The sequence below is a fragment of the Streptomyces sp. NPDC047028 genome, assembly GCF_040644095.1.
GTDB lineage: Bacteria > Actinomycetota > Actinomycetes > Streptomycetales > Streptomycetaceae > Streptomyces.
On record NZ_JBEYVS010000021.1, the window covers coordinates 21,628 to 45,502 of the forward strand.

Annotated in this window: 19 protein-coding genes and 2 pseudogenes; 10 read left to right on the top strand and 11 right to left on the bottom strand. The window is 72.7% G+C overall.

What is annotated here, in order from left to right:
- Positions 1-111: 111 nt before the first annotated feature.
- Both ABZ854_RS19795 and ABZ854_RS19800 read right to left on the bottom strand, forming a co-directional pair.
- Positions 112-465, bottom strand: coding sequence for a chorismate mutase (locus ABZ854_RS19795; protein ID WP_129309689.1), 354 nt, complete (start codon positions 463-465; stop codon positions 112-114).
- Between the two features lie 19 nt (positions 466-484).
- Positions 485-1,390 (bottom strand): AraC family transcriptional regulator, encoded by a 906-nt coding sequence (locus ABZ854_RS19800; RefSeq protein ID WP_361212293.1) that lies wholly within the window; start codon positions 1,388-1,390, stop codon positions 485-487.
- 293 nt (positions 1,391-1,683) lie between these two features.
- Here ABZ854_RS19800 and ABZ854_RS19805 point away from each other — a divergent pair.
- A pseudogene (locus ABZ854_RS19805) lies at positions 1,684-1,839 on the top strand (hypothetical protein); the annotation flags it as partial.
- Positions 1,840-1,958: 119 nt separating this feature from the next.
- On the top strand, positions 1,959-2,840 hold the full coding sequence (locus tag ABZ854_RS19810; protein WP_361212296.1) for a hypothetical protein: 882 nt from the start codon (positions 1,959-1,961) through the stop codon (positions 2,838-2,840).
- A 404-nt stretch (positions 2,841-3,244) separates the two neighbouring features.
- On the opposite strand, the gene ABZ854_RS19815 is transcribed toward ABZ854_RS19810, so the two are convergent.
- The gene (locus ABZ854_RS19815) at positions 3,245-4,150 is read right to left on the bottom strand and encodes an SDR family oxidoreductase (RefSeq protein WP_361212299.1); all 906 of its coding nucleotides are present in this window, start codon (positions 4,148-4,150) and stop codon (positions 3,245-3,247) included.
- On the bottom strand, positions 4,147-4,902 hold the full coding sequence (locus tag ABZ854_RS19820) for an SDR family oxidoreductase (protein ID WP_361212576.1): 756 nt from the start codon (positions 4,900-4,902) through the stop codon (positions 4,147-4,149). Before ABZ854_RS19820 ends, ABZ854_RS19815 begins: the two co-directional genes overlap by 4 nt.
- A 166-nt stretch (positions 4,903-5,068) precedes the next feature.
- On the opposite strand from ABZ854_RS19820, the gene ABZ854_RS19825 reads away from it, so the two are divergent.
- From ABZ854_RS19825 to ABZ854_RS19840, 4 genes are read left to right on the top strand one after another with little or no spacing between them, the layout of a single operon-like run.
- The gene (locus ABZ854_RS19825) at positions 5,069-5,812 is read left to right on the top strand and encodes an enoyl-CoA hydratase family protein (RefSeq protein WP_361212302.1); all 744 of its coding nucleotides are present in this window, start codon (positions 5,069-5,071) and stop codon (positions 5,810-5,812) included.
- Complete coding sequence (locus ABZ854_RS19830) at positions 5,813-6,679, top strand: CoA-transferase (RefSeq protein WP_361212305.1); 867 nt, start codon at positions 5,813-5,815, stop codon at positions 6,677-6,679.
- Positions 6,660-7,436 (top strand): CoA-transferase, encoded by a 777-nt coding sequence (locus ABZ854_RS19835; RefSeq protein WP_361212308.1) that lies wholly within the window; start codon positions 6,660-6,662, stop codon positions 7,434-7,436. The genes ABZ854_RS19830 and ABZ854_RS19835 overlap by 20 nt, the downstream gene beginning before the upstream one ends.
- A complete protein-coding gene (locus tag ABZ854_RS19840; RefSeq protein ID WP_361212311.1) occupies positions 7,433-8,476 on the top strand; it encodes a nitronate monooxygenase in 1,044 nt (347 codons plus the stop codon). The genes ABZ854_RS19835 and ABZ854_RS19840 overlap by 4 nt, the downstream gene beginning before the upstream one ends.
- A gap of 39 nt (positions 8,477-8,515) precedes the next feature.
- Here the strand turns inward: ABZ854_RS19840 and ABZ854_RS19845 are convergent, their stop codons facing one another.
- From ABZ854_RS19845 to ABZ854_RS19855, 3 genes are read right to left on the bottom strand one after another with little or no spacing between them, the layout of a single operon-like run.
- On the bottom strand, positions 8,516-9,673 hold the full coding sequence (locus ABZ854_RS19845; RefSeq protein ID WP_361212314.1) for an acetyl-CoA C-acetyltransferase: 1,158 nt from the start codon (positions 9,671-9,673) through the stop codon (positions 8,516-8,518).
- A gap of 42 nt (positions 9,674-9,715) precedes the next feature.
- Entirely contained in the window at positions 9,716-10,327 is a 612-nt protein-coding gene (locus ABZ854_RS19850; protein ID WP_361212317.1) for a TetR/AcrR family transcriptional regulator, read from the bottom strand.
- A 24-nt stretch (positions 10,328-10,351) separates the two neighbouring features.
- Positions 10,352-11,137 (bottom strand): SDR family oxidoreductase, encoded by a 786-nt coding sequence (locus ABZ854_RS19855; RefSeq protein ID WP_361212320.1) that lies wholly within the window; start codon positions 11,135-11,137, stop codon positions 10,352-10,354.
- A 74-nt stretch (positions 11,138-11,211) separates the two neighbouring features.
- Here ABZ854_RS19855 and ABZ854_RS19860 point away from each other — a divergent pair, with 74 nt between their 5' ends.
- Together ABZ854_RS19860 and ABZ854_RS19865 are read left to right on the top strand one after the other, a co-directional pair.
- Entirely contained in the window at positions 11,212-12,351 is a 1,140-nt protein-coding gene (locus tag ABZ854_RS19860) for an acyl-CoA dehydrogenase family protein (protein ID WP_361212579.1), read from the top strand.
- The gene (locus ABZ854_RS19865) at positions 12,351-13,310 is read left to right on the top strand and encodes an acyl-CoA dehydrogenase family protein (protein ID WP_361212323.1); all 960 of its coding nucleotides are present in this window, start codon (positions 12,351-12,353) and stop codon (positions 13,308-13,310) included. Before ABZ854_RS19860 ends, ABZ854_RS19865 begins: the two co-directional genes overlap by 1 nt.
- Here the strand turns inward: ABZ854_RS19865 and ABZ854_RS19870 are convergent.
- Positions 13,297-14,028, bottom strand: a complete 732-nt coding sequence (locus ABZ854_RS19870; RefSeq protein ID WP_361212326.1) for a VWA domain-containing protein — start codon at positions 14,026-14,028, stop codon at positions 13,297-13,299. The two genes, ABZ854_RS19865 and ABZ854_RS19870, sit on opposite strands and share 14 nt — an antisense overlap.
- 147 nt (positions 14,029-14,175) lie before the next feature.
- Here ABZ854_RS19870 and ABZ854_RS19875 point away from each other — a divergent pair, with 147 nt between their 5' ends.
- On the top strand, positions 14,176-15,108 hold the full coding sequence (locus ABZ854_RS19875) for a rhomboid family intramembrane serine protease (protein WP_361212328.1): 933 nt from the start codon (positions 14,176-14,178) through the stop codon (positions 15,106-15,108).
- 120 nt (positions 15,109-15,228) lie between these two features.
- Here ABZ854_RS19875 and ABZ854_RS19880 read toward each other — a convergent pair whose 3' ends face one another.
- The 3 genes from ABZ854_RS19880 to ABZ854_RS19890 all read right to left on the bottom strand — a co-directional run bounded on the left by ABZ854_RS19880 (position 15,229) and on the right by ABZ854_RS19890 (position 22,467).
- On the bottom strand, positions 15,229-16,692 hold the full coding sequence (locus ABZ854_RS19880) for a glutamate synthase subunit beta (protein WP_361212330.1): 1,464 nt from the start codon (positions 16,690-16,692) through the stop codon (positions 15,229-15,231).
- Positions 16,685-21,280 (bottom strand): glutamate synthase large subunit, encoded by a 4,596-nt coding sequence (gltB, locus tag ABZ854_RS19885; RefSeq protein ID WP_361212581.1) that lies wholly within the window; start codon positions 21,278-21,280, stop codon positions 16,685-16,687. Before gltB ends, ABZ854_RS19880 begins: the two co-directional genes overlap by 8 nt.
- A 455-nt stretch (positions 21,281-21,735) precedes the next feature.
- Positions 21,736-22,467 carry a VIT1/CCC1 transporter family protein gene (locus tag ABZ854_RS19890; RefSeq protein ID WP_361212333.1) on the bottom strand — a complete coding sequence of 244 codons (732 nt, stop codon included), beginning with the start codon at positions 22,465-22,467 and terminating at the stop codon, positions 21,736-21,738.
- A gap of 268 nt (positions 22,468-22,735) precedes the next feature.
- Here ABZ854_RS19890 and ABZ854_RS19895 point away from each other — a divergent pair.
- A pseudogene (locus ABZ854_RS19895) lies at positions 22,736-23,749 on the top strand (ADP-ribosylglycohydrolase family protein); the annotation flags it as partial.
- Between the last annotated feature and the right edge of the window lie 126 nt (positions 23,750-23,875).

Here is a 23,875-nt window from a genome sequence, read left to right on the forward strand (position 1 = left end):
CGGTACACGGCTTATGTCCGTTCCCGCGTCCCCGCCCCCGTCTCCCCCGCGTCCCCGCCCCCGTCTCCCCGCGCTCCCGCCCCGTCTCCTCTCCTTCGCGCGTGCCGCGCCTCAGTGCTCCGGGGTGGCCGTGCGCCCGCCGACGGTGTCCTCGGCGATGCGCTCGTGGTGCCGGATCACCTCGGCGATGATGAAGTTCAGGAACTTCTCGGCGAACGCGGGGTCGAGCTTGGCGTTCTCGGCGAGGGCGCGCAGCCGGGTGATCTGACGGGCCTCGCGCGCCTGGTCGGCGGGCGGGAGCCGGTGGTGGGCCTTGAGCCGGCCGACCCGCTGGGTGCACTTGAAGCGTTCGGCGAGCATGTGGACGACGGCCGCGTCGATGTTGTCGATGCTGTCGCGCAGCCGCTCCAGTTCCTCGCGGACCGCGGGGTCGACGTCACCGGTACCGGTGTTGCTGGTGGTCATGGGCGCCCACCTTAGGGGGTCAGGGGCGTGGTCCTCCTGGTGTGTCCGGGGAGTGGATCATCGGGGGGTCGTCGGGGTCGGGGACGCGGTCGCTCCAGCCGCCGGGGACGGTACGGCCCTGCTGGGCGCGGAAGCGGACGGGGGCGAGGCCGACGCGGCGGGTGAAGAGGCGGGAGAAGTAGGCGGGGTCGTCGTAGCCGACGCGGCGGGCGACGGCGGCGACGGGCAGGTCGGTGGTGGCGAGGAGGTCCTTGGCGCGGCCCAGGCGGATGCCGAGGAGGTAGTCCTTGGGACTGCATCCGGCGGCGCGGCGGACGGCGGTGCGCAGTTCGGCGGGGGTCATGCCGTGCCGGACGGCGTGGTCGGCGACGCTCATGGGGGTGCAGGCGTCGCGGGCCAGGGCCTGGAGGACCTGGTCGCCGTCGGGGGCGAGGTCGGCGCGGGCGCGGCGCAGGGCGACGAGGAGTTCGTGGACGGCGGCGGCGGTCTCCACCTCCAGCAGGGGGTTGCCGCGGCGGGCGGCGCGGGCGATGCGGGCGACGACGGCGCGGGGGCCGGAGGCGTCGGAGAGGGCGACGACGGGCCGGTGGGGCTCGATGTAGCCGAGGTCGGTGTAGGTGGCGGTGGCGGGCCCGGTGAAGTCGACGAAGCCCTCGTCCCAGCCGGTGTCCGGGTCGGGCCCGTAGTGGTGCGGTGTGCCGGGGGTGAGCCAGAGCAGGGCGGGCGCGGTGACGGTCGTACGGCGGCCGTCGGCGCCCTGGTACCAGCCGCGGCCGGTGCCGATCACGACGGCCACGTGGTGGTCGAGGGTGCGGGGGCCGACGGTGGGCAGGGTGCCGTACTGGAGTCCGACGCCGAGGCAGACCAGGCCGAGGCGGTGGTGGGCGGGTCCGGGGCTGAAGAACCGCATCCAGGTGTGGTACATCGGCGCTGCTCCCGGTCCTGCTGTCGGGCTGTTCGGAGTCCAGGCAGCGCCGATCTTCGTCCATGGCGCGCGGGGCCGCCAGGGGTGGGGCCGGGCCGCATGAGCGAGTTGGCGGTGGGGGGACCGGGCTTGCTTCCCGCCGGCGGGCGGCCGGTACGGCTGCCGGCGGGGGCGCTGCGCTCCTTTGGGGTGCGCGAGGAGGAGTGGGGCACGGCGGGTTCCTGGACGCGGTCCGGCGGGGCCGGGGTGTGGGCGATCGTCCGCCCGGGGACCGGGGTGTGGGGGCGGTGCGCGGGGCGGGTGACGCGCGGCTCGAACTTCCGGGCCGGCCGCGCGGGTTGGCCTGGGTCAATGGGTTCTGCCTGGGCCGCTACTGGTCGATGGGGCCGCAGGGGTCGCTGTATGTTCCGGGGCCGCTGCTGCGGGAGGGGGAGAACGAGGTGCCGGTCGCTGCCGCCCGGGTGACGGGGAGGCCCGGAGAGCGGGCGGGGAGTGCCGGGCGGCGGAATCCGGGTGCGGCCGCGCCTACAGTGGGGGTGGTGTTCCCGGCGTCTTCTGGGGGTCGGACGTGGCGAACGGCGGACCGGTCCAGCACGGCTTCCCGCATCTGGAGACGGTGCGGGCGGCCCTCACCGCGCTGTACAGACGGCTGTCGTACGACACCGTCCTGACCTTCTCGACCAGCGTGGCCCCCGCCGACGTGGCCTTCTGCGACACCGACGACCTGCATCTGGGCGCCCAGCGGGTGGCCCACGAGATGGTGCGGCACTTCCGGCTGCCGGACGCCCGGCTGATCGTCGGCTTCCGGGAGATGACGCACGCGGCGAACGTCGAACTGGCGGCGGGCCCGGAGTACTTCGTCGAGTTGAACGACCGCTTCCGCACGCACCGCCGGGACATCGGCGCGGCGCTCGCCCACGAGGTCGCGCACGTCTATCTGCACCGCCTCGGCCTGGCCTTCCGGGGGACGCCGGACAACGAGATCCTCACGGACACGGTGACGACGTACCTCGGCGCGGGCTGGCTGCTGCTGGACGCCTACCGGGAGGACGCGGTCTCCTCCCAGAAGCTGGGGTACCTCACTCCGGAGGAGTTCGGTTACGTCCTCGCCAAGCGGGCGCTGCTCTTCCAGGAGGACCCCTCGGTGTGGTTCACCAGCCCGCAGGCGTACACCGCGTACGGAAAGGGCATGGCACTGGCCCGGCAGGACGAGCGGCAGCCGCCGCTGTCGGCGGCGGGCTGGGCGGGCCGGCGCCGTTACGCCCACGACCGACGGCACGCCCCGGCCGGGCAGCCGGGCGGGCCCTACGAGTTCAGCGCCGACAGCGACGGCACGCTGCGGGTGTCCTTCCCGTGCCCGACCTGCCACCAGCGGATCAGGGTCCCGGTGCGGGGCCGGGTCCGGGCGCGGTGCGGGCTGTGCCGGACGGTGCTGGAGTGCGACACGTAGGCCGCACCTGCCGGTCGGGACAGGCGATCCTGGGGCGGCCCACCGCACCCGCCGCGCCCGGAGAACGAGTCCGGGTCGCACGGCCCGCCCGGTACGGCCGCCCTGCCCAGGAGCGGGCCCGCGGGCGGGTGCCGCGCGGGAGAGGTGCGGCCTGCACGTCCGCGCGGCCGGGGCAGGGGACCCAGCGCGAACTCGCCCCACGCCCGCCCGCACGGGCAACGGGTCACAAGACGGACTCGGCCCGCACGCCCCCCGCCCGGGCAACGGGTCACAGACGGACTCCGTGCGGCCCACGGCGTCCATCCTGCCCGGGAAACGGGCCCCGGGCGGATTCCGCGCGGCCCTCGCGCCCGCCCGCCCGGGAGCGGGGCACTGGGTGGGCTCAGGTGGCTCACGGTGGTCGCTCAGGCCCCGTACACCGCGCCCGGGGGCTCCGCTTCGGACAGGAGTTTCAGGGCCGTGGCGCCTGCCTCGGACGGGGTGCGGCGGGTGCCGCTGTCGGCGGTGGGGCCCGGGCGCCAGCCCTCCATGACGGTGATCCGGCCGCCCTCCGTCTCGAACACCCGGCCGGTGACTCCGGCGCTGGCTTCGGAGCCGAGCCAGACCACCAGCGGGGAGACGTTCTCGGGGGCCATGGCGTCGAATCCGGTGGCCGGTGCCGCCATGGTGTCGGCGAAGCTCCGTTCGGTCATACGGGTCCGCGCGGCGGGCGCGACGGCGTTGACCTGGACGCCGTAGCGGGCCAGTTCGGCCGCCGCGACCAGCGTGAGCCCGACGATGCCGGCCTTGGCGGCGCTGTAGTTCCCCTGCCCGAGGGAGCCCAGGAGTCCGGCTCCGCTGCTGGTGTTGACGATCCGGGCGGCCGGGGCGCGTCCGGCCTTGGCCTCGGCCCGCCAGTGCGCGGCGGCGTGCCGCAGCGGCAGGAAGTGGCCCTTGAGGTGGACCCGGATCACGGCGTCCCAGTCGTCCTCGTCGAGGTTGACCAGCATGCGGTCGCGCAGGAAGCCCGCGTTGTTGACGAGGGTGTCGAGGCGGCCGTACGTCTCGACGGCGGTCCGGATCAGGGAGGCGGCGCCCTCGGTGGTGGCGATGTCGCCGCCGTGCGCGACGGCGTCGCCGCCGGTGGCCCGGATCTCCGCCGCGACGGCCGCGGCCGGGCTGTCGTCGTCCGGTGTCCCGTTCAGGCCGACCCCGAGGTCGTTGACGACGAGCCGGGCGCCCTCGGCGGCGAAGGCGAGGGCGTGGGCGCGGCCCAGGCCCCGTCCGGCGCCGGTGACGACCACGACGCGTCCCGCGCAGAGTCCGTTCACGTCAGCTCTCCTTGGTCGGGGCTCTCCTTGTTCACGGTCGCGGCGTCCAGGAAGGCGGGCCGTTCGCCGCCGCCGTGCACAAGGAGGCTCGCCCCGCTGATGTAGCGGGCGGCGTCGGAGGCGAGGAAGACGGCGGCGTCACCGATGTCGGAGGGGGTGGCGAGCCGGCCGAGCGGGACCGTGCGTCCCACGGCGGCGATGCCTTCGGGGCCCCCGTAGTGGAGGGCGGACAGTTCGGTGCGGACCATGCCGACCACGAGGGTGTTGACGCGGACCTCGGGCGCCCATTCGACGGCCATGGAGGCGGCGAGGCCGGCGAGGCCGGCCTTGGCGGCTCCGTAGGCGGCCGAGCCCGGCGACGGCCGGCTACCGCTGACGCTGCCGATCATGACGATGGAGCCGCGCGCGCGACGGAGGTGCTCGTAGGCGGCGAGGGACGCGGTGAGCGGGGTGACGAGGTTCAGCTCGATGACCCGGGCGTGCCGCTCGGCGGACGTCCCTGCGAGGAGCCGGTACGGGGTGCCGCCCGCGTTGTTGACGAGGACGTCAAGGCCGGGCAGCGCGTCGAACCAGGCCCGGACGGCTGGCGGGTCGCGCAGGTCGAGGGGGGTGAACTCGACGCCGGGCAGCGGGTGTTCGGGGGGCCGGCGGGCGCAGATGAGGACGTGCGCGCCGGCCTCGGCGAAGGCTCTGGTGATGCCCGCGCCGACCCCGCGGGTACCGCCGGTGACGACGACGGTCCTGCCGCGCAGGGAGTGCCGCGGTAAGCCCTGCCAGGGGTCCCGCAGTGAGTTTTCCACAGGGTCGTTGGCCTGGTCCGCCGAGTTGTCCACAGGGCCTCCCGCTTGTCCGTGGCGGCTGCTAGCTTCGAAGCGTCACACCTAACAAATGTTTGGTGGAAAGGTAGCTGATGTCTCCATGGGTGTCTCCACCTCGATCCCGGAAAAGGGGATCGCGCTCGTCACGATCGACGTCCCGCCGGTGAACGCCCTGCCGGTGGACGGCTGGTTCGCACTGGCGGGGGCCGTGCGCTCCGCGGGCCGGGACCCGCGGGTCCGGTGCGTCGTGCTGGCCGCCGAGGGGCGCGGGTTCAACGCGGGCGTGGACATCAAGGAGATACAGGCGTGCGGGCAGGAGGCGCTGATCGGCGCCAACCGGGGCTGCGCGGAGGCGTTCGCGGCGGTGTACGAGTGCGAGACCCCCGTGGTCGCCGCGGTGCAGGGGTTCTGTCTCGGCGGCGGCATAGGGCTGGCGGGCAACGCGGACGCGATCGTGGCGAGCGAGGACGCCAGGTTCGGGCTGCCCGAACTGGACCGGGGCGCGCTGGGTGCCGCCACGCATCTGGCGCGGCTGGTCCCGCAGCACCTGATGCGCGCCCTGTACTACACGGGGCGCACGGCGAGCGCCGCCGAGTTGCACGCGCACGGTTCGGTGTGGCGGGTGGTGCCGGGCGGTGAGTTACGGGCGGCCGCGCTGGAACTGGCCCGGGAGATCGCCGCCAAGGACGGACAGCTGCTGCGCATGGCCAAGTCCGCGATCAACGGCATCGATCCGGTCGACGTGCGCCGCAGTTACCGCTTCGAACAGGGCTTCACGTTCGAGGCCAACCTCAGCGGGCTGGCCGACCGGGTCCGGGACACGTTCGGGAAGGAGGGCGCGTAGGTGGGCGACAAGTCGATGACCGCCGACGAGGTGGTCTCCCGTCTGGCGAGCGGCATGACCCTCGGGATCGGCGGCTGGGGTTCGCGCCGCAAACCGATGACCCTGGTCAGAGCACTGCTGAGGTCGGACATCGGAGACCTCACGGTCGTCTCGTACGGCGGCCCGGACGTCGGGATGCTGGCGGCGGCCGGCCGGATCCGCAGACTGGTCACGGCCTTCGTCACGCTCGACTCGGTCCCGCTGGAGCCGCACTACCGGGCGGCCCGCGAGCGTGGCGCGTTCGAACTGACGGAGGTGGACGAGGGGATGTTCATGGCGGGGCTGCGCGCGGCGGCGGACCGGCTGCCGTTCCTGCCGGTGCGGGCGGGACTCGGCTCGGACGTGCTGCGGGTGAACCCCGGCCTGCGGACGGTCACCTCACCGTACGAGGACGGGGAGACGTTCGCGGCCATGCCGGCCCTGCGGCTGGACGCGGCCCTGGTGCACGTCAACCGCGCCGACCGGCTGGGCAACGGCCAGTATCTGGGCCCCGACCCGTACTTCGACGACCTGTTCTGCGAGGCGGCGGACGCGGCCTACGTCTCTTGCGAACGGCTCGTCGACACGGCCGAGTTGACGAAGGCGGCGGCCCCGCAGTCCCTGCTGGTGAAACGGCTGGCGGTGACCGGAGTGGTCGAGGCGCCGAACGGCGCGCACTTCACCTCCTGCGCACCGGACTACGGCCGGGACGAGGAGTTCCAGCGGATGTACGCGTCCACGCCGTGGCCCGAGTTCGCGGCGCGGTTCCTGGACGGGGACGAGGAGGCGTACCGGGAAGCGGTCCAGGCGGGGCGGAAGGAGGGCACGGATGTCTCAGGGGACGGCTGACGGGGCCTGCGGGGCGAGTGGGGTCACCCGCGCCGAGTATTGCGTGATCGCCTGCGCCGAGGCCTGGCGGGGGGCCGGGGAGATCCTGGCGAGTCCGATGGGGCTGATCCCGTCGCTGGGGGCGCGGCTGGCCCGGCTCACCTTCGCGCCCGACCTGCTGCTGACCGACGGGGAGGCGCTGCTGGTCCGCCCGGACGGCACCCCCGAGGGCTGGCTGCCCTACCGGCAGCACCTGGCGCTCGTGGCGGGAGGGCGCCGGCACGTGATGATGGGCGCGAGCCAGATCGACCGGTACGGCAACCAGAACATCTCGTGCATCGGCGACTGGTCCGCGCCGCGCCGGCAACTGCTGGGGGTGCGGGGTGCGCCCCTGAACACGCTGAACAACCCGACGAGTTACTGGATCCCCAGACACTCCCGGCGGGTGTTCGTGGAGCGGGTCGACATGGTGTGCGGGGTGGGCTACGACCGGGCGGCCGGCCTCGGCGTCACGGCACGCTTCCACCGCATCCCCCTGGTCGTCTCGGACCTCGGCGTCTTCGACTTCGCGACCCCGGACCACTCGATGCGGGTGGCCTCGCTGCATCCCGGGGTGTCCGCGGAGCAACTGCGGGAGGCGACGGGCTTCGCGCTCGCCGTGCCGGACGAGGTGCCGCGCACCCGGGAGCCCACCGGGGAGGAACTGCGGCTGGTCCGCGAGGTGCTGGACCCCGCGGGGGCGCGCGCCCGTGAGGTGCCCGAGGGGGTGCGGGGATGAGGGAGACGGCGCTCACCCGGCTGGTGGGGGTCCGCCATCCGATCGTGCAGACCGGGATGGGGTGGGTGGCCGGCCCCCGGCTGGTGTCGGCGGCGGCGAACGCGGGCGCGCTCGGCATCCTGGCCTCGGCGACGATGAGCCCGGACCGGCTGCGCGAGGCGATACGGGAGGTGCGGTCCCGTACCGACGCGCCGTTCGGGGTGAACCTGCGCGCCGACGCGGGGGACGCGGGCGACAGGGTGCAGATCATGCTCGACGAGGGTGTGCGGGTGGCGTCCTTCGCGCTGGCGCCCTCGCCCGAGCTGATCTCCCGGCTGAAGGAGGGCGGGGTGGTCGTGATCCCGTCGGTCGGGGCGCGGCGGCACGCGGAGAAGGTCGCGGCGTGGGGCGCGGACGCGGTCGTCGTGCAGGGCGGTGAGGGCGGCGGGCACACCGGTGAGGTGGCGTCGACGGTGCTCCTGCCGCAGGTGGTGGACGCGGTGCGGATACCGGTCGTGGCGGCGGGCGGCTTCTTCGACGGGCGGGGGCTGGTCGCGGCGCTGGCCTACGGGGCGGCCGGGGTGGCGATGGGCACGCGGTTCCTGCTCACCTCGGACTCGACGGTGCCGGACGCGGTGAAGGCCCGGTACCTGGCGGCGACGGTCCGGGACGTCACGGTCACCCGGGCGGTCGACGGGCTGCCGCACCGGATGCTGCGCTCGGAGCTGGTGACGGCGCTGGAGCGGTCGGGGCGGACCCGGGCGCTGGCCCACGCGGTCCGGCGGGCGGCGAGGTTCCGGCGGCTGTCGGGGCTCACCTGGCCACGGATGGTGCGGGACGGACTGGCGATGCGGCACGGCAAGGACCTGTCGTGGAGCCAGGTCCTGCTGGCCGCGAACACGCCGATGCTGCTGAAGTCGGCGATGGTGGACGGCCGTACGGACGCGGGGGTGATGGCCTCGGGACAGGTCGCCGGACTGATCGACGACCTGCCGTCGTGCGCGGAACTGGTGGACCGGATCGTGAAGGAGGCGGAGGAGGTGATGCGGGCGCTGGGGTGAGCCGCGGGGACCGGGTGATGCCGGCCCCGGGAGCAGACCTCACAGGCGTTCGATGATCGTCACGTTGGCCTGGCCGCCGCCCTCGCACATCGTCTGGAGGCCGTAGTGGCCGGCGGTGCGTTCCAGTTCGTGCAGAAGTGTCGTCATCAGGCGGACGCCGGTCGCGCCGAGGGGGTGGCCGAGGGCGATGGCGCCGCCGTTGACGTTGACCTTGTCCGGGTCGGCGCCGGTCTCCTTCAGCCAGGCGAGGACGACCGGGGCGAAGGCCTCGTTGATCTCGACGAGGTCGATGGCGTCGATGGTGAGGCCGGTCTTCTTCAGGGCGTGCGCCGTGGCCGGGATGGGCGCGGACAGCATGCGGATGGGGTCCTCGCCGCGTACGGACAGGTGGTGGACACGGGCGCGCGGGCGGAGCCCGTGGTCGCGGACGGCCCGTTCGGAAGCGAGGAGGAGGGCTGCTGCGCCGTCGGAGACCTGGGAGGAGCAGGCGGCGGTGACGGTGCCGCCGTCCAGGACCGGTTTGAGGGCGGCCATCTTCTCAAGGGTGGTGTCGCGGCGCGGGCCCTCGTCGGCGGTGACGTCGCCGTAGGGGACGGTCTCGCGGCTGAAGCGGCCCTCGTCCTGGGCGCGTACGGCCCGCTGGTGGGAGCGCAGGGCGAAGCGTTCCTGGTCCTCGCGGCTGATGCCCCACTTGGCGGCGATCATCTCGGCGCCGGCGAACTGGTTGACGGGCCGGTCGCCGTAGCGGGCGCGCCAGCCGGTGCTGCCGAGGAAGGGTCCGTCGGTGAGGCCCAGGGGTTCGGCGGCCTGCCGGGAGGCGAAGGCGATGGGGATCTGGGACATGTTCTGCACCCCGCCGGCGACCACGAGGTCCTGGGTGCCGGAGAGGACGGCCTGGGCGGCGAAGTGCACCGCCTGCTGGGAGGAGCCGCACTGCCGGTCGACGGTCACGCCCGGCACCTCCTCGGGCAGTCCGGCGGCCAGCCAGCAGGTGCGGGCGATGTCACCGGCCTGCGGTCCCACGGCGTCCAGGCAGCCGAAGACGACGTCCTCCACGGCGGCCGGGTCGATGCCGGTCCGCTCGACCAGCGCGGTGAGGACGTGCGCGCCGAGGTCGGCCGGGTGGACGCCGCCGAGCCCTCCCCCGCGCCGCCCGACGGGTGTGCGGACCGCTTCGACGATGTAGGCCTCGGCCATGGCGACTCCCTCGACGGAAAAGGGGTGGATCCGGACATGCGGTCAGGTGCGTACGGCGATCCCGTCCAGCACCATCGACAGGTACTGGCGGGCGATCTCCTCCGGGCTGTGCTGTCCACCGGGCCGGTACCAGGAAGCGGCGACCCACACGGTGTCGCGCACGAACCGGTAGGTGAGGCGGACATCGAGGTCGGCACGGAAGACCTGCTCGGTGACGCCGCGTTCCAGCGTGGACAGCCACGCCGTCTCGAAGCGGCGCTGGGACTCGGCGAGGAACGCGAACCGGTCCTGGGCGACGAGCTGTTTGGACTCCTTCTGGTAGATCGCGACGGCGGCGCGGTGCCGGTCGATCTCCCGGAAGGACTCGGTGACGAGGGCCCGCAGCGTCTCGCGGGGCCCGAGTCCGGCGGCGAGGACGGTGTCGTAGCCGCTCCACAGTTCGTCGAGGAAGGTGCGCAGGATCTCCTCCAGCATCGATTCCTTGGAGTCGAAGTGGTAGTAGAGGCTGCCCGCGAGCATCCCGGCCTGGTCGGCGATCTTCCGGACGGTGGTGGCGTTGTAGCCCTGCTCGGCGAACACCTCGGCGGCGGTGTGGAGGAGTTCACCGCGGCGCTCCGCGGCGGCGGTCACCAGGGGCTTCTTCTTGGTCGGCACGGGTCCATTGTGGTCTGCCCGTCCTCAGGCGCGCTGGCTGCTGACGGCGACGACCTCGCCGGTCATGTAGGAGGAGTAGCCGGATGCCAGGAACACGATGACGTTGGCCACCTCCCAGGGCTCGGCGTACCGGCCGAAGGCTTCCCGTTCGGTCAGTTCGTCCAGGAGTTCGGCGGAGGTGACCTTGGCCAGGTGCGGGTGCATGGCGAGGCTGGGCGCCACGGCGTTGACGCGGACGCCGTAGGCGGCGGCCTCTACGGCCGCGCAGCGGGTGAGCGCCATCACCCCGGCCTTGGCGGCGGCGTAGTGGGCCTGCCCGGCCTGGGCGCGCCAGCCGACGACGGAGGCGTTGTTGACGATCACTCCGCCGCCGGTGCGGCGCAGGGCGCGCAGCGCGGCCCGGGTGCAGCGGAAGGTGCCGCCCAGGGTCACGTCCAGGACCCGGGACCACTGGTCGTCGGTCATGTCGACGAGGTCGGCGGTGCCGCCCAGGCCGGCGTTGTTGACCACGATGTCCAGCCGGCCGTGCTCCCGAACTGCTGTGTCGAAGAGGGCCCGTACCTGGGTCTCGTCGGTGACGTCGCAGGGCAGCGCGGTGACCGCGCCGGGGAACCGCCGGGCCAGCTCGGTCTCGTGCTCACGGAGGCGGCGGGTGTGGGCGTCGCTGATCAGCACCCGCGCGCCCTCCTCCAGGAAGCGGCTAGCGGTCGCCCCGCCGATACCCGCGCCGGCCGCCGCGGTGATGACGGCGGTGCGCCCCTTCAGCAGCCCGTGTCCGGGCTCGTACGCCGGACTCTCGACGCCTGTCATAGGGCCACGCTAACCTACCAAACACTTGTTAGGGAAGTCGGTGACGTGAAGAGGGAAGGACGGTGACCGCGACCGTGGACCTGCTGCACTCCGGGGCCGACGAGGAGTTCCGTGCCGACGCCCGCGCCTGGCTCGCGGCGCACGTGCCCCGCACCCCCCTGCCCTCCCTGGAGACCGAGGAGGGCTTCGCGGCCCACCGCGCGTGGGAGGCCGAACTGGCCGCGGACCGCTGGTCGGTGGTGTCCTGGCCGGAGGAGTTCGGGGGCCGGGCGGCCTCTCTCCTGGCATGGCTGGTCTTCGAGGAGGAGTACTGGGCGGCGGGCGCGCCCGGCCGGGTCGGGCAGAACGGGATCAGCCTGCTCGCGCCGACCCTGTTCGCCCACGGCACGGCGGAGCAACGTGCGCGGGTGCTGCCGCCGATGGCCCGCGGCGAGGTGGTCTGGGCGCAGGCCTGGTCCGAACCGGAGGCGGGCTCCGACCTGGCCTCGCTCACCTCCCGGGCGGTGCGGACGGACGGCGGCTGGCGCCTGAGCGGCCAGAAGACCTGGTCCTCCCGGGCCGCCTTCGCCGACCGGGCCTTCGGCCTGTTCCGCAGCGACCCGGACACGCCGAGACCCCATCAGGGCCTGACGTACCTGATGTTCGACCTGCGGGCGCCCGGCGTCACCGTGCGCCCCATCGGCCGCCTCGACGGCAAGCCGGCGTTCGCGGAGCTGTTCCTGGACGAGGTGTTCGTGCCGGACGCGGACGTGATCGGTGAGCCGGGGCAGGGCTGGCGCATCGCGATGGCCACGGCGGGCGACGAACGCGGGCTCACCCTGCGCTCCCCCGGCCGATTCCTCGCCTCCGCCGCGAGGCTGCACGAGCTGTGGCGGGAGCGGGGCGGCCCGGCGGACGCCCGCGCGCGGGTGGCCGACGCGCTGATCGGCGCCCGCGCCTACCAGGTGTTCACCTACGCCGCCGCCTCCCGCGTCCTGGAGGGCGCCTCGCTCGGTCCGGAGTCCAGCATGAACAAGGTGTTCTGGTCCGAGTACGACCTGGCGCTGCACGAGACGGCGCTCGACATCCTGGGCACCGAGGGCGAACTCGCCGAGAACCCCTGGGCGGAGGGTTACGTGTTCTCCCTCGCCGGTCCGGTCTACGCCGGCACCAACGAGATCCAGCGCGACATCATCGCCGAGCGCCTCCTCGGCCTGCCGAAGGGACGCCGCTGATGCGCTTCCTCCTCGATGCCGAGCAGCGCGCCTTCGCGGACTCGCTCGGCGCCATGCTCACCGCGGCGCGGACCGAGCCGGTCGTCCGGACTTGGGCCCGTGGCGAGCGCGGACCCGGGCGGGCCCTGTGGCGCCGTATCGCCGGCGCGGGCGTGTTCGCGCTCGCGGTGCCGGAGGAGTACGGCGGGGTGGGCGCCCGGCCCGTCGAAGTGGCCGTCGCCTTCGTCGAGCTGGGCCGGCACGCCGTACCCGGGCCGCTGGCGGAGACGGTCGGCGCCGCGCTGCTGCTCGGTGAACCCGCCCTGGCCAAGCGGTTCCTGCCGGGCCTGGCCGCCGGCGGGACCCTGGCGACGGTGGCGGCTTCCGGCACGGACGCCCTGGACGGCGACTCGGCGGACCTGCGGCTGTCCCTGACCGCGGAGGGCCTGCGCCTGTCCCCCGGTGCCGGCCCGGTCCGCGCATCCCTCGACCCCGCCCGCCGCCTGGCCCCGCTCGCCCCCGGCGGCGAACTCCTCACCCCCGCACCCGCGGTCGGTCGCGCCCTCACCTGGATACGCCTCGCCACCGCCGCGCAGGCCCTCGGCGTGGGGCTCGCCCTCCTCGACCGGACCGTGGCGTACGTCGGGCAGCGCACCCAGTTCGGCGTCCCCGTCGGCTCGTTCCAGGCGGTCAAGCACCGGCTGGCCGACGCGAAGATCGCGCTGGAGTTCGCCCGGCCCCTGCTCTTCGGGGCGGCCCTGACGATGCGCCCCGCCGACGTGGCCGCCGCCAAGCTGACGGCCTGCGAGGCGGCGTACACCACCGCCCGCACGGCGCTTCATCTGCACGGCGCGATCGGGTACACGGCGGAGTACGGCCTGTCGCTGTGGCTGACGAAAGCCCGCGCGCTGCTCGCGGCGTGGGGCACGCCCGAGGAGTGCCGGGACCTGGTCCTGGCGGACGGGCTCAGCTCCCGGTGAACGGGACGATCCCGGCGGCGCGGGCCGACGCGAGCCAGCTCGGGAACTCGCCGACGAGACGGTCGTACAACTCGGTGTCGGAGAGGCGGCGCGGCTCGTGGCCCGCGTGGAAGAACCCGGCGTTGTCCACGATCCGCTTGCCGGGCACGGCCAGTTCGTCCAGTTTGCGCAGGAAGTCGAACTGCTTGCTGCGCCGGTCGCCGAAGCCGACGAACTGCCAGAACAGCGGGAGCTTCGCCGCCTTGCACAGGTAGCGTTCCGCGGCGAGCTTGTTGATCGGGCCGCCGTCGGTCTGGAAGACGACCAGCGCGGGCGCGGTGGAGCCGCTGTCCAGGTAGTGGTCGATGACGGCGTCCATCGCCAGGTGGTAGCTGGTCTTGCCCATGTGCCCGAGCCCGGCCACGATCCGGTCGATACGGCCCTGGTGGTCGGCGAGTTCGATGTCGGTGACGGCATCGATGTCCGTGGAGAAGAACACCACCGGCACCCGGCCGTCGTCGTCCAGGTGCGCGGACAGGCCCAGCACCCGGTCGGCGAGGGCCTGGACGCTGCCGTCCTGGTAGTAGGGCTTCATGGAGCCGGAGTAGTCGACGACGAGGTAGACGGCGGCGCGCAGCCCGTCCAGGCCGTGCTTGCGCAGGGAGATCCCCGCCGACCGGTAGGCGCCGGCGAGCGCGGGCGCTGTCTCCTCCACCTTGCTGAGACTGATCGCGGCCATGCCCCTGCCCCTCCCCCACGTTCCCCTGTCCCGGCCGAGCGTACGTGATCAGGCCCCAGCATCCCCTCCTGTCACAGGCGTTGGCTATGTTGATCGGCGCCGTCCCCACCGGCTCGTCCTGTCCCCGAACGTCCCGAGGAGCCGGCCGTGACCGCCGAGTCCGCCGTGACCACCTGCTACCGCCATCCGAGAGTGGAGTCGCACGTCCGCTGCACCCGTTGCGACCGGTACATCTGCCCGTCCTGCATGCGGGAGGCCGCCGTCGGCCACCAGTGCGTGGAATGCGTGAAGGAGCAGGCCCGGACCGTGCGTCAGGCACGGACCGCGTTCGGCGGGCGGGTCAGCGCGGTGCCGCTGGTGACGTACGTGCTGATCGGGCTCAACGTGCTCGTCTACCTGGCCGAGTTGGCCCGGCCGTCCATCGTGGACCGGTTCGGGATGCAGGGCGTCGGGCTCAAGGGGGCGGACGGCGCGCACTACGTGTACCAGTCCGTGTATCCCGCGTCGATGCACGTCGAGGGCGTGGCCGGCGGCCAGTGGGAGCGGATGCTGACCAGCGCGTTCCTGCACCTGCCGCCGGACCAGGGCATCGGTGTGCTGCACATCGTGATGAACATGGTCTCGCTGTGGGGCGTCGGCCGGATCGTGGAGGCGCAGCTGGGCCGGGCCCGCTATCTCGCGCTGTACCTGCTGTCGGCACTGGGCGGATCGGTCCTGCTGCTGCTGATCTCGCCGGACGGGCGGGCCGTCGGCGCCTCCGGTGCCATCTTCGGGCTGGGCGCCGCGTACTGGGTGATGGGCCGCCGCCTGGGCTACGACATGCGGGCGGTCAACCAGTACATGACGGGTCTGCTGCTGTGGCTGGTGCTCTCCGCGTGGGCGACGTCCTGGCAGGGCCACCTCGGCGGGCTGCTGGCGGGTGGCGTGGTCACGCTGGCGTACGCGTACGCGCCCCGGGACGGCCGCCGCACCCTCGTCCAGGCGGGCGTGTGCGTGGCCCTCCTGGCGGTGATGCTGGTGCTGGCCTGGATGAAGGTGACGGGGCTGACGGGCGGGTCGGCCTGGGGGTCACGCTCCTGAGGGGCCTCGCCGCGGGCACCGTAGACATGCGACGACGCCTGCCCTGTTGTCCGGTCGGGGACGGTTGGGCAGGCGCCGTCTTTGTTCCGTACGCCGTTGTACGGGACGTATCTGGGGCCGTCAGACCATCAGGGAGCGGTCCGTCGGGCGGATCGGGGCCGGCAGGTCGCTGGCGCCCGCGAGCAGGCGGTCGACTCCACGGGCGGCCGAGCGGCCCTCCGCGATCGCCCACACGATGAGGGACTGGCCGCGGCCGGCGTCACCGGCGACGAACACACCCGGCACGTTGGTCTGGAAGTCGGCGTCGCGGGCGATGTTACCGCGCTCGTCCAGGTCCAGACCGAACTGCTCCACCAGACCGTTCTCGCGGTCGGTGCCGGTGAAGCCCATGGCCAGCGTCACCAGCTGGGCCGGGATCTTGCGCTCGGTGCCCGGCTTGGAGGTCAGCTTGCCGTCGACGAACTCCACCTCGGCCAGGTGCAGCCACTGCACGTTGCCGTCCTCGTCGCCCTCGAAGTGGGTGGTGGAGGCGGAGTAGATCCGCTCGCCGCCCTCCTCGTGGGCCGAGGTGACCTTGTACAGGATCGGGAAGGTCGGCCAGGGCTGGTTCGTCGGGTGCCGCTCCTCGTCGGGGCGGGGCATGATCTCCAGCTGGGTGACCGAGGCCGCGCCCTGGCGGTGGGCGGTGCCCACGCAGTCCGCGCCGGTGTCGCCGCCGCCGATGACGACGACGTGCTTGCCCTCGGCCGAGATGGGCGACACGACGTAGTCGCCCTCCTGGACCTTGTTGGACAACGGCAGGTACTCCATGGCCTGGTAGATGCCCTTGAGCTCGCGGCCCGGCGCCGGCAGGTCACGCGCCGTCGTGGCACCGGCGGCGATGACGACCGCGTCGTACCGCTTCTTCAGGTCCGTGGCCAACAGGTCCCGGCCGATCTCGACGCCCGTGCGGAAGCGGGTGCCCTCCGCGCGCATCTGCTCGATACGGCGGTTGATGTGCCGCTTTTCCATCTTGAACTCGGGGATGCCGTACCGGAGGAGGCCTCCGATGCGGTCCGCGCGCTCGTAGACGGCGACCGTGTGACCGGCCCGGGTGAGCTGCTGGGCGGCGGCCAGGCCGGCCGGGCCGGAGCCGATGACGGCGACGGTCTTGCCGGACAGGCGCTCCGGGATCTGCGGGGCGACGTCCCCGGTCTCCCACGCCTTGTCGATGATCGAGACCTCGACGTTCTTGATGGTGACCGGCTGCTGGTTGATGCCGAGCACACACGCCGACTCGCAGGGGGCCGGGCAGAGACGACCGGTGAACTCCGGGAAGTTGTTGGTGGCGTGCAGGCGCTCCTGCGCCGCCGACCAGTCCTCACGGTAGGCGTAGTCGTTCCACTCCGGGATCAGGTTCCCGAGCGGGCAGCCGTTGTGGCAGAACGGGATGCCGCAGTCCATGCAGCGGCTGGCCTGCTTGCTGATGATCGGCAGCAGGGAGCCGGGGACGTAGACCTCGTTCCAGTCCTTGACGCGGTTCTCGACGGGGCGGGTCTTGGCGACCTCACGGCCGTGGTTCAGGAAGCCCTTCGGGTCAGCCATTGATCGCCGCCTCCATCATCTTCTCGGTGATCTCGGTCTCGGTGAGACCGGCTCGCTCGGCGGCGTCCTTGGCGGCGAGCACTGCCTTGTACGTGCTGGGGATGATCTTGCTGAACCGTTCCACGGCCGTGTCCCAGTCGGCGAGCAGCTTCTCGGCGACCGTCGAGCCGGTCTCCTCGGCGTGGCGGCGCACCACGTCGCGCAGCCACTGCCTGTCCGTGTCGTCCAGCGCCTCGACGGCGTCCACGTTGCCGATGTTGACGTTGTCGCGGTCCAGGTCGACGACGTAGGCGACACCGCCGGACATGCCCGCCGCGAAGTTGCGGCCGGTCGCGCCGAGGACGACGGCGTGGCCGCCGGTCATGTACTCGCAGCCGTGGTCGCCCACGCCCTCGGAGACGACCAGGGCGCCGGAGTTGCGGACGCAGAACCGCTCACCGGTACGGCCGCGCAGGAACAGCTCGCCGCCGGTGGCGCCGTAGCCGATGGTGTTGCCCGCGATGGTCGAGTACTCGGCGAGGTGGTCGGCGCCCCGGTCGGGGCGGACGACGATCCGGCCGCCGGACAGGCCCTTGCCGACGTAGTCGTTGGCGTCACCCTCCAGGCGCAGCGTGACGCCGCGCGGCAGGAACGCGCCGAAGGACTGGCCGGCGGAGCCGGTGAAGGTGACGTCGATGGTGTCGTCGGGCAGGCCCGCGCCGCCGAACTTCTTCGTCACCTCGTGGCCGAGCATCGTGCCGACGGTGCGGTTGATGTTGCGGATGGCGACCTGGGCGCGCACCGGCTGGGCGTCGGTGGCGTCCGAGGCGGCCAGCGCGTCGGCGGCGAGCTTGATCAGCTCGTTGTCCAGGGCCTTCTCCAGGCCGTGGTCCTGGGTGATCAGCTGGTGACGGACGGCGCCGTCGGGCAGGTCCGGCACGTGGAAGAGGGGCTTGAGGTCCAGGCCCTGCGCCTTCCAGTGGTTCACCGCGCGCTCGACGTCCAGCACCTCGGCGTGGCCGACGGCCTCCTCGATGGAGCGGAAACCCAGCTCGGCGAGGAGCTCGCGGACCTCTTCCGCGATGAACTTGAAGAAGTTCACCACGTATTCGGCCTTGCCGGAGAAGCGGTCGCGCAGGACCGGGTTCTGGGTGGCGATACCGACGGGGCAGGTGTCGAGGTGGCAGACGCGCATCATGACGCAGCCGGAGACGACGAGCGGCGCGGTCGCGAAACCGAACTCCTCGGCGCCGAGCAGCGCGGCGATGACGACGTCGCGGCCGGTCTTCAGCTGGCCGTCGGTCTGGACGACGATGCGGTCGCGCAGCCCGTTGAGCAGCAGGGTCTGCTGGGTCTCGGCGAGGCCGAGCTCCCAGGGACCACCGGCGTGCTTCAGCGAGGTGAGCGGCGAGGCGCCCGTACCGCCGTCGTGGCCGGAGATCAGGACCACGTCCGCGTGCGCCTTGGACACACCGGCCGCGACCGTGCCGACGCCGACCTCTGAGACCAGCTTGACGTGAATGCGCGCCTTGGGGTTGGCGTTCTTCAAGTCGTGGATCAGCTGGGCCAGGTCCTCGATGGAGTAGATGTCGTGGTGCGGCGGCGGGGAGATCAGGCCCACGCCCGGCGTCGAGTGCCGGGTCTTGGCGACCCACGGGTACACCTTGTGGCCGGGCAGCTGGCCGCCCTCGCCGGGCTTGGCGCCCTGGGCCATCTTGATCTGGATGTCGTCCGCGTTGACCAGGTACTCGGACGTGACGCCGAAGCGGCCGGAGGCGACCTGCTTGATGGCGCTGCGCCGGGCCGGGTCGTAGAGGCGCTCCGGGTCCTCGCCGCCCTCACCGGTGTTGGACTTGCCGCCCAGCTGGTTCATGGCGATGGCGAGGGTCTCGTGCGCCTCGCGGGAGATGGAGCCGTACGACATGGCGCCGGTGGAGAAGCGCTTGACGATCTCGGAGACCGGCTCGACCTCGTCGACGGGGATAGAGGGGCGGTCCGAGGTGAAGCCGAACAGGCCGCGCAGCGTCATCAGACGCTCGGACTGCTCGTTCACGCGGTCGGTGTACTTCTTGAAGATGTCGTACCGGCCGGTGCGCGTGGAGTGCTGGAGGCGGAACACCGTGTCCGGGTCGAACAGGTGCGGTTCGCCCTCGCGGCGCCACTGGTACTCGCCGCCGATCTCCAGCGCGCGGTGCGCGGGAGCGATGCCGGAGGCCGGGTAGGCCTTGGCGTGGCGGGCGGCGACCTCCTCGGCGATGACGTCGATGCCGACGCCGCCGATCTTGGTGGCGGTGCCGTTGAAGTACTTCTCGACGAAGGCCTCGTCGAGGCCGACGGCCTCGAAGACCTGGGCGCCGCGGTAGGAGGCGACGGTGGAGATGCCCATCTTGGACATGACCTTCAGGACGCCCTTACCGAGGGCGTAGATGAGGTTCCGGATGGCCTGCTCGGGCTCGATGCCGTCGATGAAGGTGCCGGCGCGCAGCAGGTCCTCGGCGGACTCCATCGCCAGGTACGGGTTGACGGCGGCGGCGCCGAAGCCGATGAGCAGGGCGACGTGGTGGACCTCGCGGACGTCGCCGGCCTCGACCAGCAGGCCCACGTGGGTGCGCTGCTTGGTGCGGATGAGGTGGTGGTGGACGGCGGCGGTGAGCAGCAGCGAGGGGATCGGCGCGTGCTCGGCGTCGGAGTGCCGGTCCGAGAGGACGATGAGGCGGGCGCCGTTCTCTATGGCGGCGTCGGCCTCGGCGCAGATCTCGTCGATGCGCGCGGCCAGCGACTCGCCGCCGCCGGAGACCCGGTACAGGCCGGACAGGGTCGCGGCCTTCATGCCAGGCATGTCGCCGTCGGCGTTGATGTGGATGAGCTTGGCCAGCTCGTCGTTGTCGATGACCGGGAAGGGCAGCACGACGGACCGGCAGGAGGCGGCGGTCGGGTCGAGCAGGTTGCCCTGCGGGCCCAGCGACGAGCGCAGCGAGGTGACCAGTTCCTCGCGGATGGCGTCCAGCGGCGGGTTGGTGACCTGCGCGAACAGCTGGGTGAAGTAGTCGAAGAGCAGGCGCGGGCGCTCGGACAGCGCGGCGATCGGCGAGTCGGTGCCCATGGAGCCGATCGGCTCGGCGCCGGCCTTGGCCATCGGGGCGAGGAGGACGCGGAGTTCCTCCTCGGTGTAGCCGAAGGTCTGCTGGCGGCGGGTGACCGAGGCGTGGGTGTGGACGATGTGCTCGCGCTCGGGCAGGTCGCCCAGCTCGATCTCGCCGGCCTCCAGCCACTCGGCGTACGGCTGCTCGGCGGCGAGGGCGGCCTTGATCTCGTCGTCCTCGATGATGCGGTGCTCGGCGGTGTCCACGAGGAACATGCGGCCGGGCTGCAGGCGGCCCTTGCGGACGACCTTGGCGGGGTCGATGTCCAGGACGCCGACCTCGGAGCCGAGGACGACGAGGCCGTCGTCGGTGACCCAGTAGCGGCCGGGGCGCAGACCGTTGCGGTCGAGGACGGCGCCGACCTGGGTGCCGTCGGTGAAGGTGACGCAGGCGGGGCCGTCCCAGGGCTCCATCATCGTGGAGTGGAACTGGTAGAAGGCGCGCCGGGCCGGGTCCAGGGAGCGGTGGCTCTCCCACGCCTCCGGGATCATCATCAGCACGGAGTGCGGCAGCGAGCGGCCGCCGAGGTGGAGCAGCTCCAGGACCTCGTCGAAGGAGGCGGAGTCGGAGGCGTCCGGGGTGCAGACCGGGAAGACGCGGTCCAGGTTCTTGTCGCCGAACAGGTCGGAGACCAGCTGGGACTCGCGGGCGCGCATCCAGTTGCGGTTGCCCTTGACGGTGTTGATCTCACCGTTGTGCGCGACGAACCGGTACGGGTGCGCGAGCGGCCACGACGGGAAGGTGTTCGTGGAGAACCGGGAGTGCACGAGCGCGATCGCCGAGCCGAAGCGGCGGTCGGACAGGTCCGGGAAGAAGGGCTCCAGCTGGCCGGTGGTCAGCATGCCCTTGTAGACGATCGTGCGGGCGGAGAGCGACGGGAAGTACACGCCGGCCTCGCGCTCGGCGCGCTTGCGCAGCACGAACGCCTTGCGGTCCAGGGCGATGCCCTCGCTCCCACCGTCGCCGACGAACACCTGCCGGAAGGCCGGCATGGTGGAGCGGGCGGTGGCACCGAGCAGTTCGGGGGCGACGGGGACCTCGCGCCAGCCGAGGACGGTGAGGTTCTCCTCGGCCGCGATCGTCTCGATCTTCGAGATGGCGTCCTGGGTGCCGTCCTCCGGGAGGAAGGCGATACCGACGGCGTACGCACCGGCCACGGGCAGCTCGAATCCGGCCACCTCGCGGAAGAAAGCGTCGGGGACCTGGGAGAGGATGCCGGCGCCGTCGCCGGAGTCGGGCTCGGAGCCCGTGGCACCGCGGTGTTCGAGGTTGCGCAGAACAGTCAGCGCCTGCTCGACCAGCGCGTGGCTCGCCTCACCGGTGAGGGTGGCCACGAAGCCGACGCCGCAGGCGTCGTGCTCGTCGCGGGGGTCGTACATACCCTGCGCGGCAGGGCGAGCATCCATGAAAGACCAGCTCGGGCGGTCGTTCACGGAGTGCTGGGACGGCTGGCGCGGCGTACGCATCGGCTCTCCCGTCGTCGTCATGTGGCATGTGCTGGTGCCGAGGGACGACGTTGGCCCTCTGCGTGAAGTGCGAAATTTGGTGCAGGTTACATGATGGAGCGGATCTCGGGAATCGGATACTCCGTTCCAGCATGCGGACATCGCACGGGGGTGCGGCCGGGTGCCGCGACGGTGCGTGCGGGGTAGTGCGCGCACGGCGGCTTCCGCGCGATGGCTCCGCGCGGTGGCGGAAAGTATGTGGTGGACCGGTCCGGACGAGATCGGTCGGATCGGTGTCCGTCGGCCCGGGAAGGAGGGCCGGGAGGAGCGTCGTCGCTCACCCCAGGGGGAGCGCGGCAGGCGTCATTGCCCACTGCGCTTACAGCTCATGCCCGGTGGTCACGCAGTCGAAACCAGCGAGTAATGAGCCGTTGGAATGGGAACTTATACGACTCCACGCATAGGTTCCGGTCGCGTCATCCTACGGCCGTTCCGAACAGCGTGCCCAGGGCGTACGTCACACCGGCCGCGGCGCCGCCCAGCGCGAGCTGCCTCAGGCCGCTGAACCACCAGCTCCGCGCGGTCACCTTGGCCACCACCGCACCGCAGCCGAACAGTCCGGCGAGGGCGAGGAGCAGGGCCGGCCACAGGACGGTGGCGCCCAGCAGGAACGGCAGGACGGGGAGCAGGGCGCCCAGGGCGAACGAGCCGAAGGAGGAGACGGCCGCGACCAGCGGGGAGGGCAGATCGCCGGGGTCGATGCCCAGCTCCTCGCGGGCGTGTATCTCCAGCGCCTGCTCGGGGTCCCGGGACAGCTGCCGGGCCACTTCCCGGGCCAGGGCGGGCTCGACGCCGCGGGACACGTAGAGTGCGGCCAGCTCGTCCTCCTCGTCCTGCGGGTGCTTGCGCAGCTCGCGGCGCTCGACGTCGAGTTCGGCCTCCACGAGTTCGCGCTGCGAGGCGACGGAGGTGTACTCGCCGGCGGCCATGGAGAAGGCGCCGGCGGCGAGGCCGGCCAGGCCGGTGATGACAAGGGTCTGCTGGCTCACGGAGCCGCCGGCCACGCCGGTCATCAGGGCGAGGTTGGAGACCAGGCCGTCCATGGCGCCGAACACGGCGGGGCGCAGCCAGCCGCCGTTCACGTCGCGGTGCGTGTGGTTGTCACGATGCGCTTCGTGGAGCGCGGCCTCGGTTTCGATGATGGCCATGCGGCCCCCCCAGGAAGCTTAGCCAAAGCTAACTTTGGACGAGTTCTACTTTTCGACTCCACTGAACTTACGCCGATAATCCGTGCGCCGCCACCAAGGAAAGGCTCCACTAACCTGCGCTTTTACCTCTCCCGGGGCGCTGGATGCTCATACGTGATCATGGATGCTCAGATGCCGACCGGGTGACGCTGGGGGCGCGCGGGCTGGGGCGCCCGCCGCCGTGGGACACATCCGCAAAGGGTCGTGGAGCCCTGAAGGAGAGGCCGCCATGGCATCGATCGCCTGCATCCCCCCGGTTCCGGCACCCGGGGACGCCGCCGGACTCCGCGAACGGGCCCGCGGCGCACTGCTCGGCCTGGCCGTCGGCGACGCCCTCGGCGCTCCGGCGGAGAACCTCAAGCCCTCCGAGATCCGGGCGCGCTGGGGGCGCATCACCGGGTACGTCGCCGAGCGGCCGTCGGGCACGGACGACACGGAGTACGCGATCTTCTCGGGTCTGCTGCTGGCCCGGCACGGCTCGGCGCTGACGCCGGCCCATGTGGAGGCCGCGTGGCACGAGTGGATCGCCGACCGGGCGGAGGGGCCGTTCCGCGGGGCGGGCTTCAGCGAGCGCGGCACGCTGGAGAACCTCCGCCGGGGGCTCGCCGCGCCGATCTCGGCGCAGCACCGGCACGCCTGGAGCGACGGACTGGCGATGCGGGCGGCGCCGTTCGGCGTCTTCGCGGCGGGCCGCCCCGGAGAGGCGGCCCGGCTGGTGGCGATCGACGGTTCGGTCAGCCACGAGGGCGAGGGCATCTACGGCGGCCAGGCGGTCGCGGCGGGCGTGGCGGCGGCGATGACGGGCGCGCCGCCGCCGGTGGTGATCGCCTCGGCGCTGGCCGCGATCCCCGAGGACTCCTGGACGGCCCGCTCGCTGCGCCGGGCCGCCGCGGTCGCCCACCGCGGCGAACGCGCGGTCCGCTCCGCGGTGGTCATCGGCGGCTATCCGTGGACCGATCTGGCCCCCGAGGCGGTCGCCCTCGCCTTCGGCGCGTACGCGGCGGCCGACGGCGACTTCCGGCAAGCGGTGCTGACGGCCGTCAACATGGGCCGCGACGCCGATACGACGGCCGCGGTGGCGGGCGCCCTGTCCGGCGCGACCCGGGGCGAGTCCGCGATCCCGCCCGACTGGTCCGCCGCGATCGGCCCGGCCCGCGGCCGCTGCCTCCCCTCCATGTCCGGCCACCACATCCTGGACGTGGCCGAACTCCTGGTCCCGGAGGAGGGTGACAAGTGGACAGCAGCCACCCCCGCCCCACCCCCGGTCTCCCACCCTTCCGTCGCTTCGTCGACCGGGGCCATGCTGCCCAGCGACCTTCTTCCCGCCAGCGGCCCCCTGTTCCCCGCTACTCCGCCCACCGGCCCCCTA

Bases quoted from the DNA above. Each gene is read 5' to 3' on its own strand.
- ABZ854_RS19795 (WP_129309689.1), bottom strand. From the start codon at position 465: ATGACCACCAGCAACACCGGTACCGGTGACGTCGACCCCGCGGTCCGC.
- ABZ854_RS19800 (WP_361212293.1), bottom strand. From the start codon at position 1,390: ATGTACCACACCTGGATGCGGTTCTTCAGCCCCGGACCCGCCCACCAC.
- ABZ854_RS19825 (WP_361212302.1), top strand. From the start codon at position 5,069: ATGGGTGTCTCCACCTCGATCCCGGAAAAGGGGATCGCGCTCGTCACG.
- ABZ854_RS19835 (WP_361212308.1), top strand. From the start codon at position 6,660: ATGTCTCAGGGGACGGCTGACGGGGCCTGCGGGGCGAGTGGGGTCACC.
- ABZ854_RS19840 (WP_361212311.1), top strand. From the start codon at position 7,433: ATGAGGGAGACGGCGCTCACCCGGCTGGTGGGGGTCCGCCATCCGATC.
- ABZ854_RS19845 (WP_361212314.1), bottom strand. From the start codon at position 9,673: ATGGCCGAGGCCTACATCGTCGAAGCGGTCCGCACACCCGTCGGGCGG.
- ABZ854_RS19855 (WP_361212320.1), bottom strand. From the start codon at position 11,137: ATGACAGGCGTCGAGAGTCCGGCGTACGAGCCCGGACACGGGCTGCTG.
- ABZ854_RS19865 (WP_361212323.1), top strand. From the start codon at position 12,351: ATGCGCTTCCTCCTCGATGCCGAGCAGCGCGCCTTCGCGGACTCGCTC.
- ABZ854_RS19870 (WP_361212326.1), bottom strand. From the start codon at position 14,028: ATGGCCGCGATCAGTCTCAGCAAGGTGGAGGAGACAGCGCCCGCGCTC.
- ABZ854_RS19880 (WP_361212330.1), bottom strand. From the start codon at position 16,692: ATGGCTGACCCGAAGGGCTTCCTGAACCACGGCCGTGAGGTCGCCAAG.
- gltB (WP_361212581.1), bottom strand. From the start codon at position 21,280: ATGCGTACGCCGCGCCAGCCGTCCCAGCACTCCGTGAACGACCGCCCG.
- ABZ854_RS19890 (WP_361212333.1), bottom strand. From the start codon at position 22,467: ATGGCCATCATCGAAACCGAGGCCGCGCTCCACGAAGCGCATCGTGAC.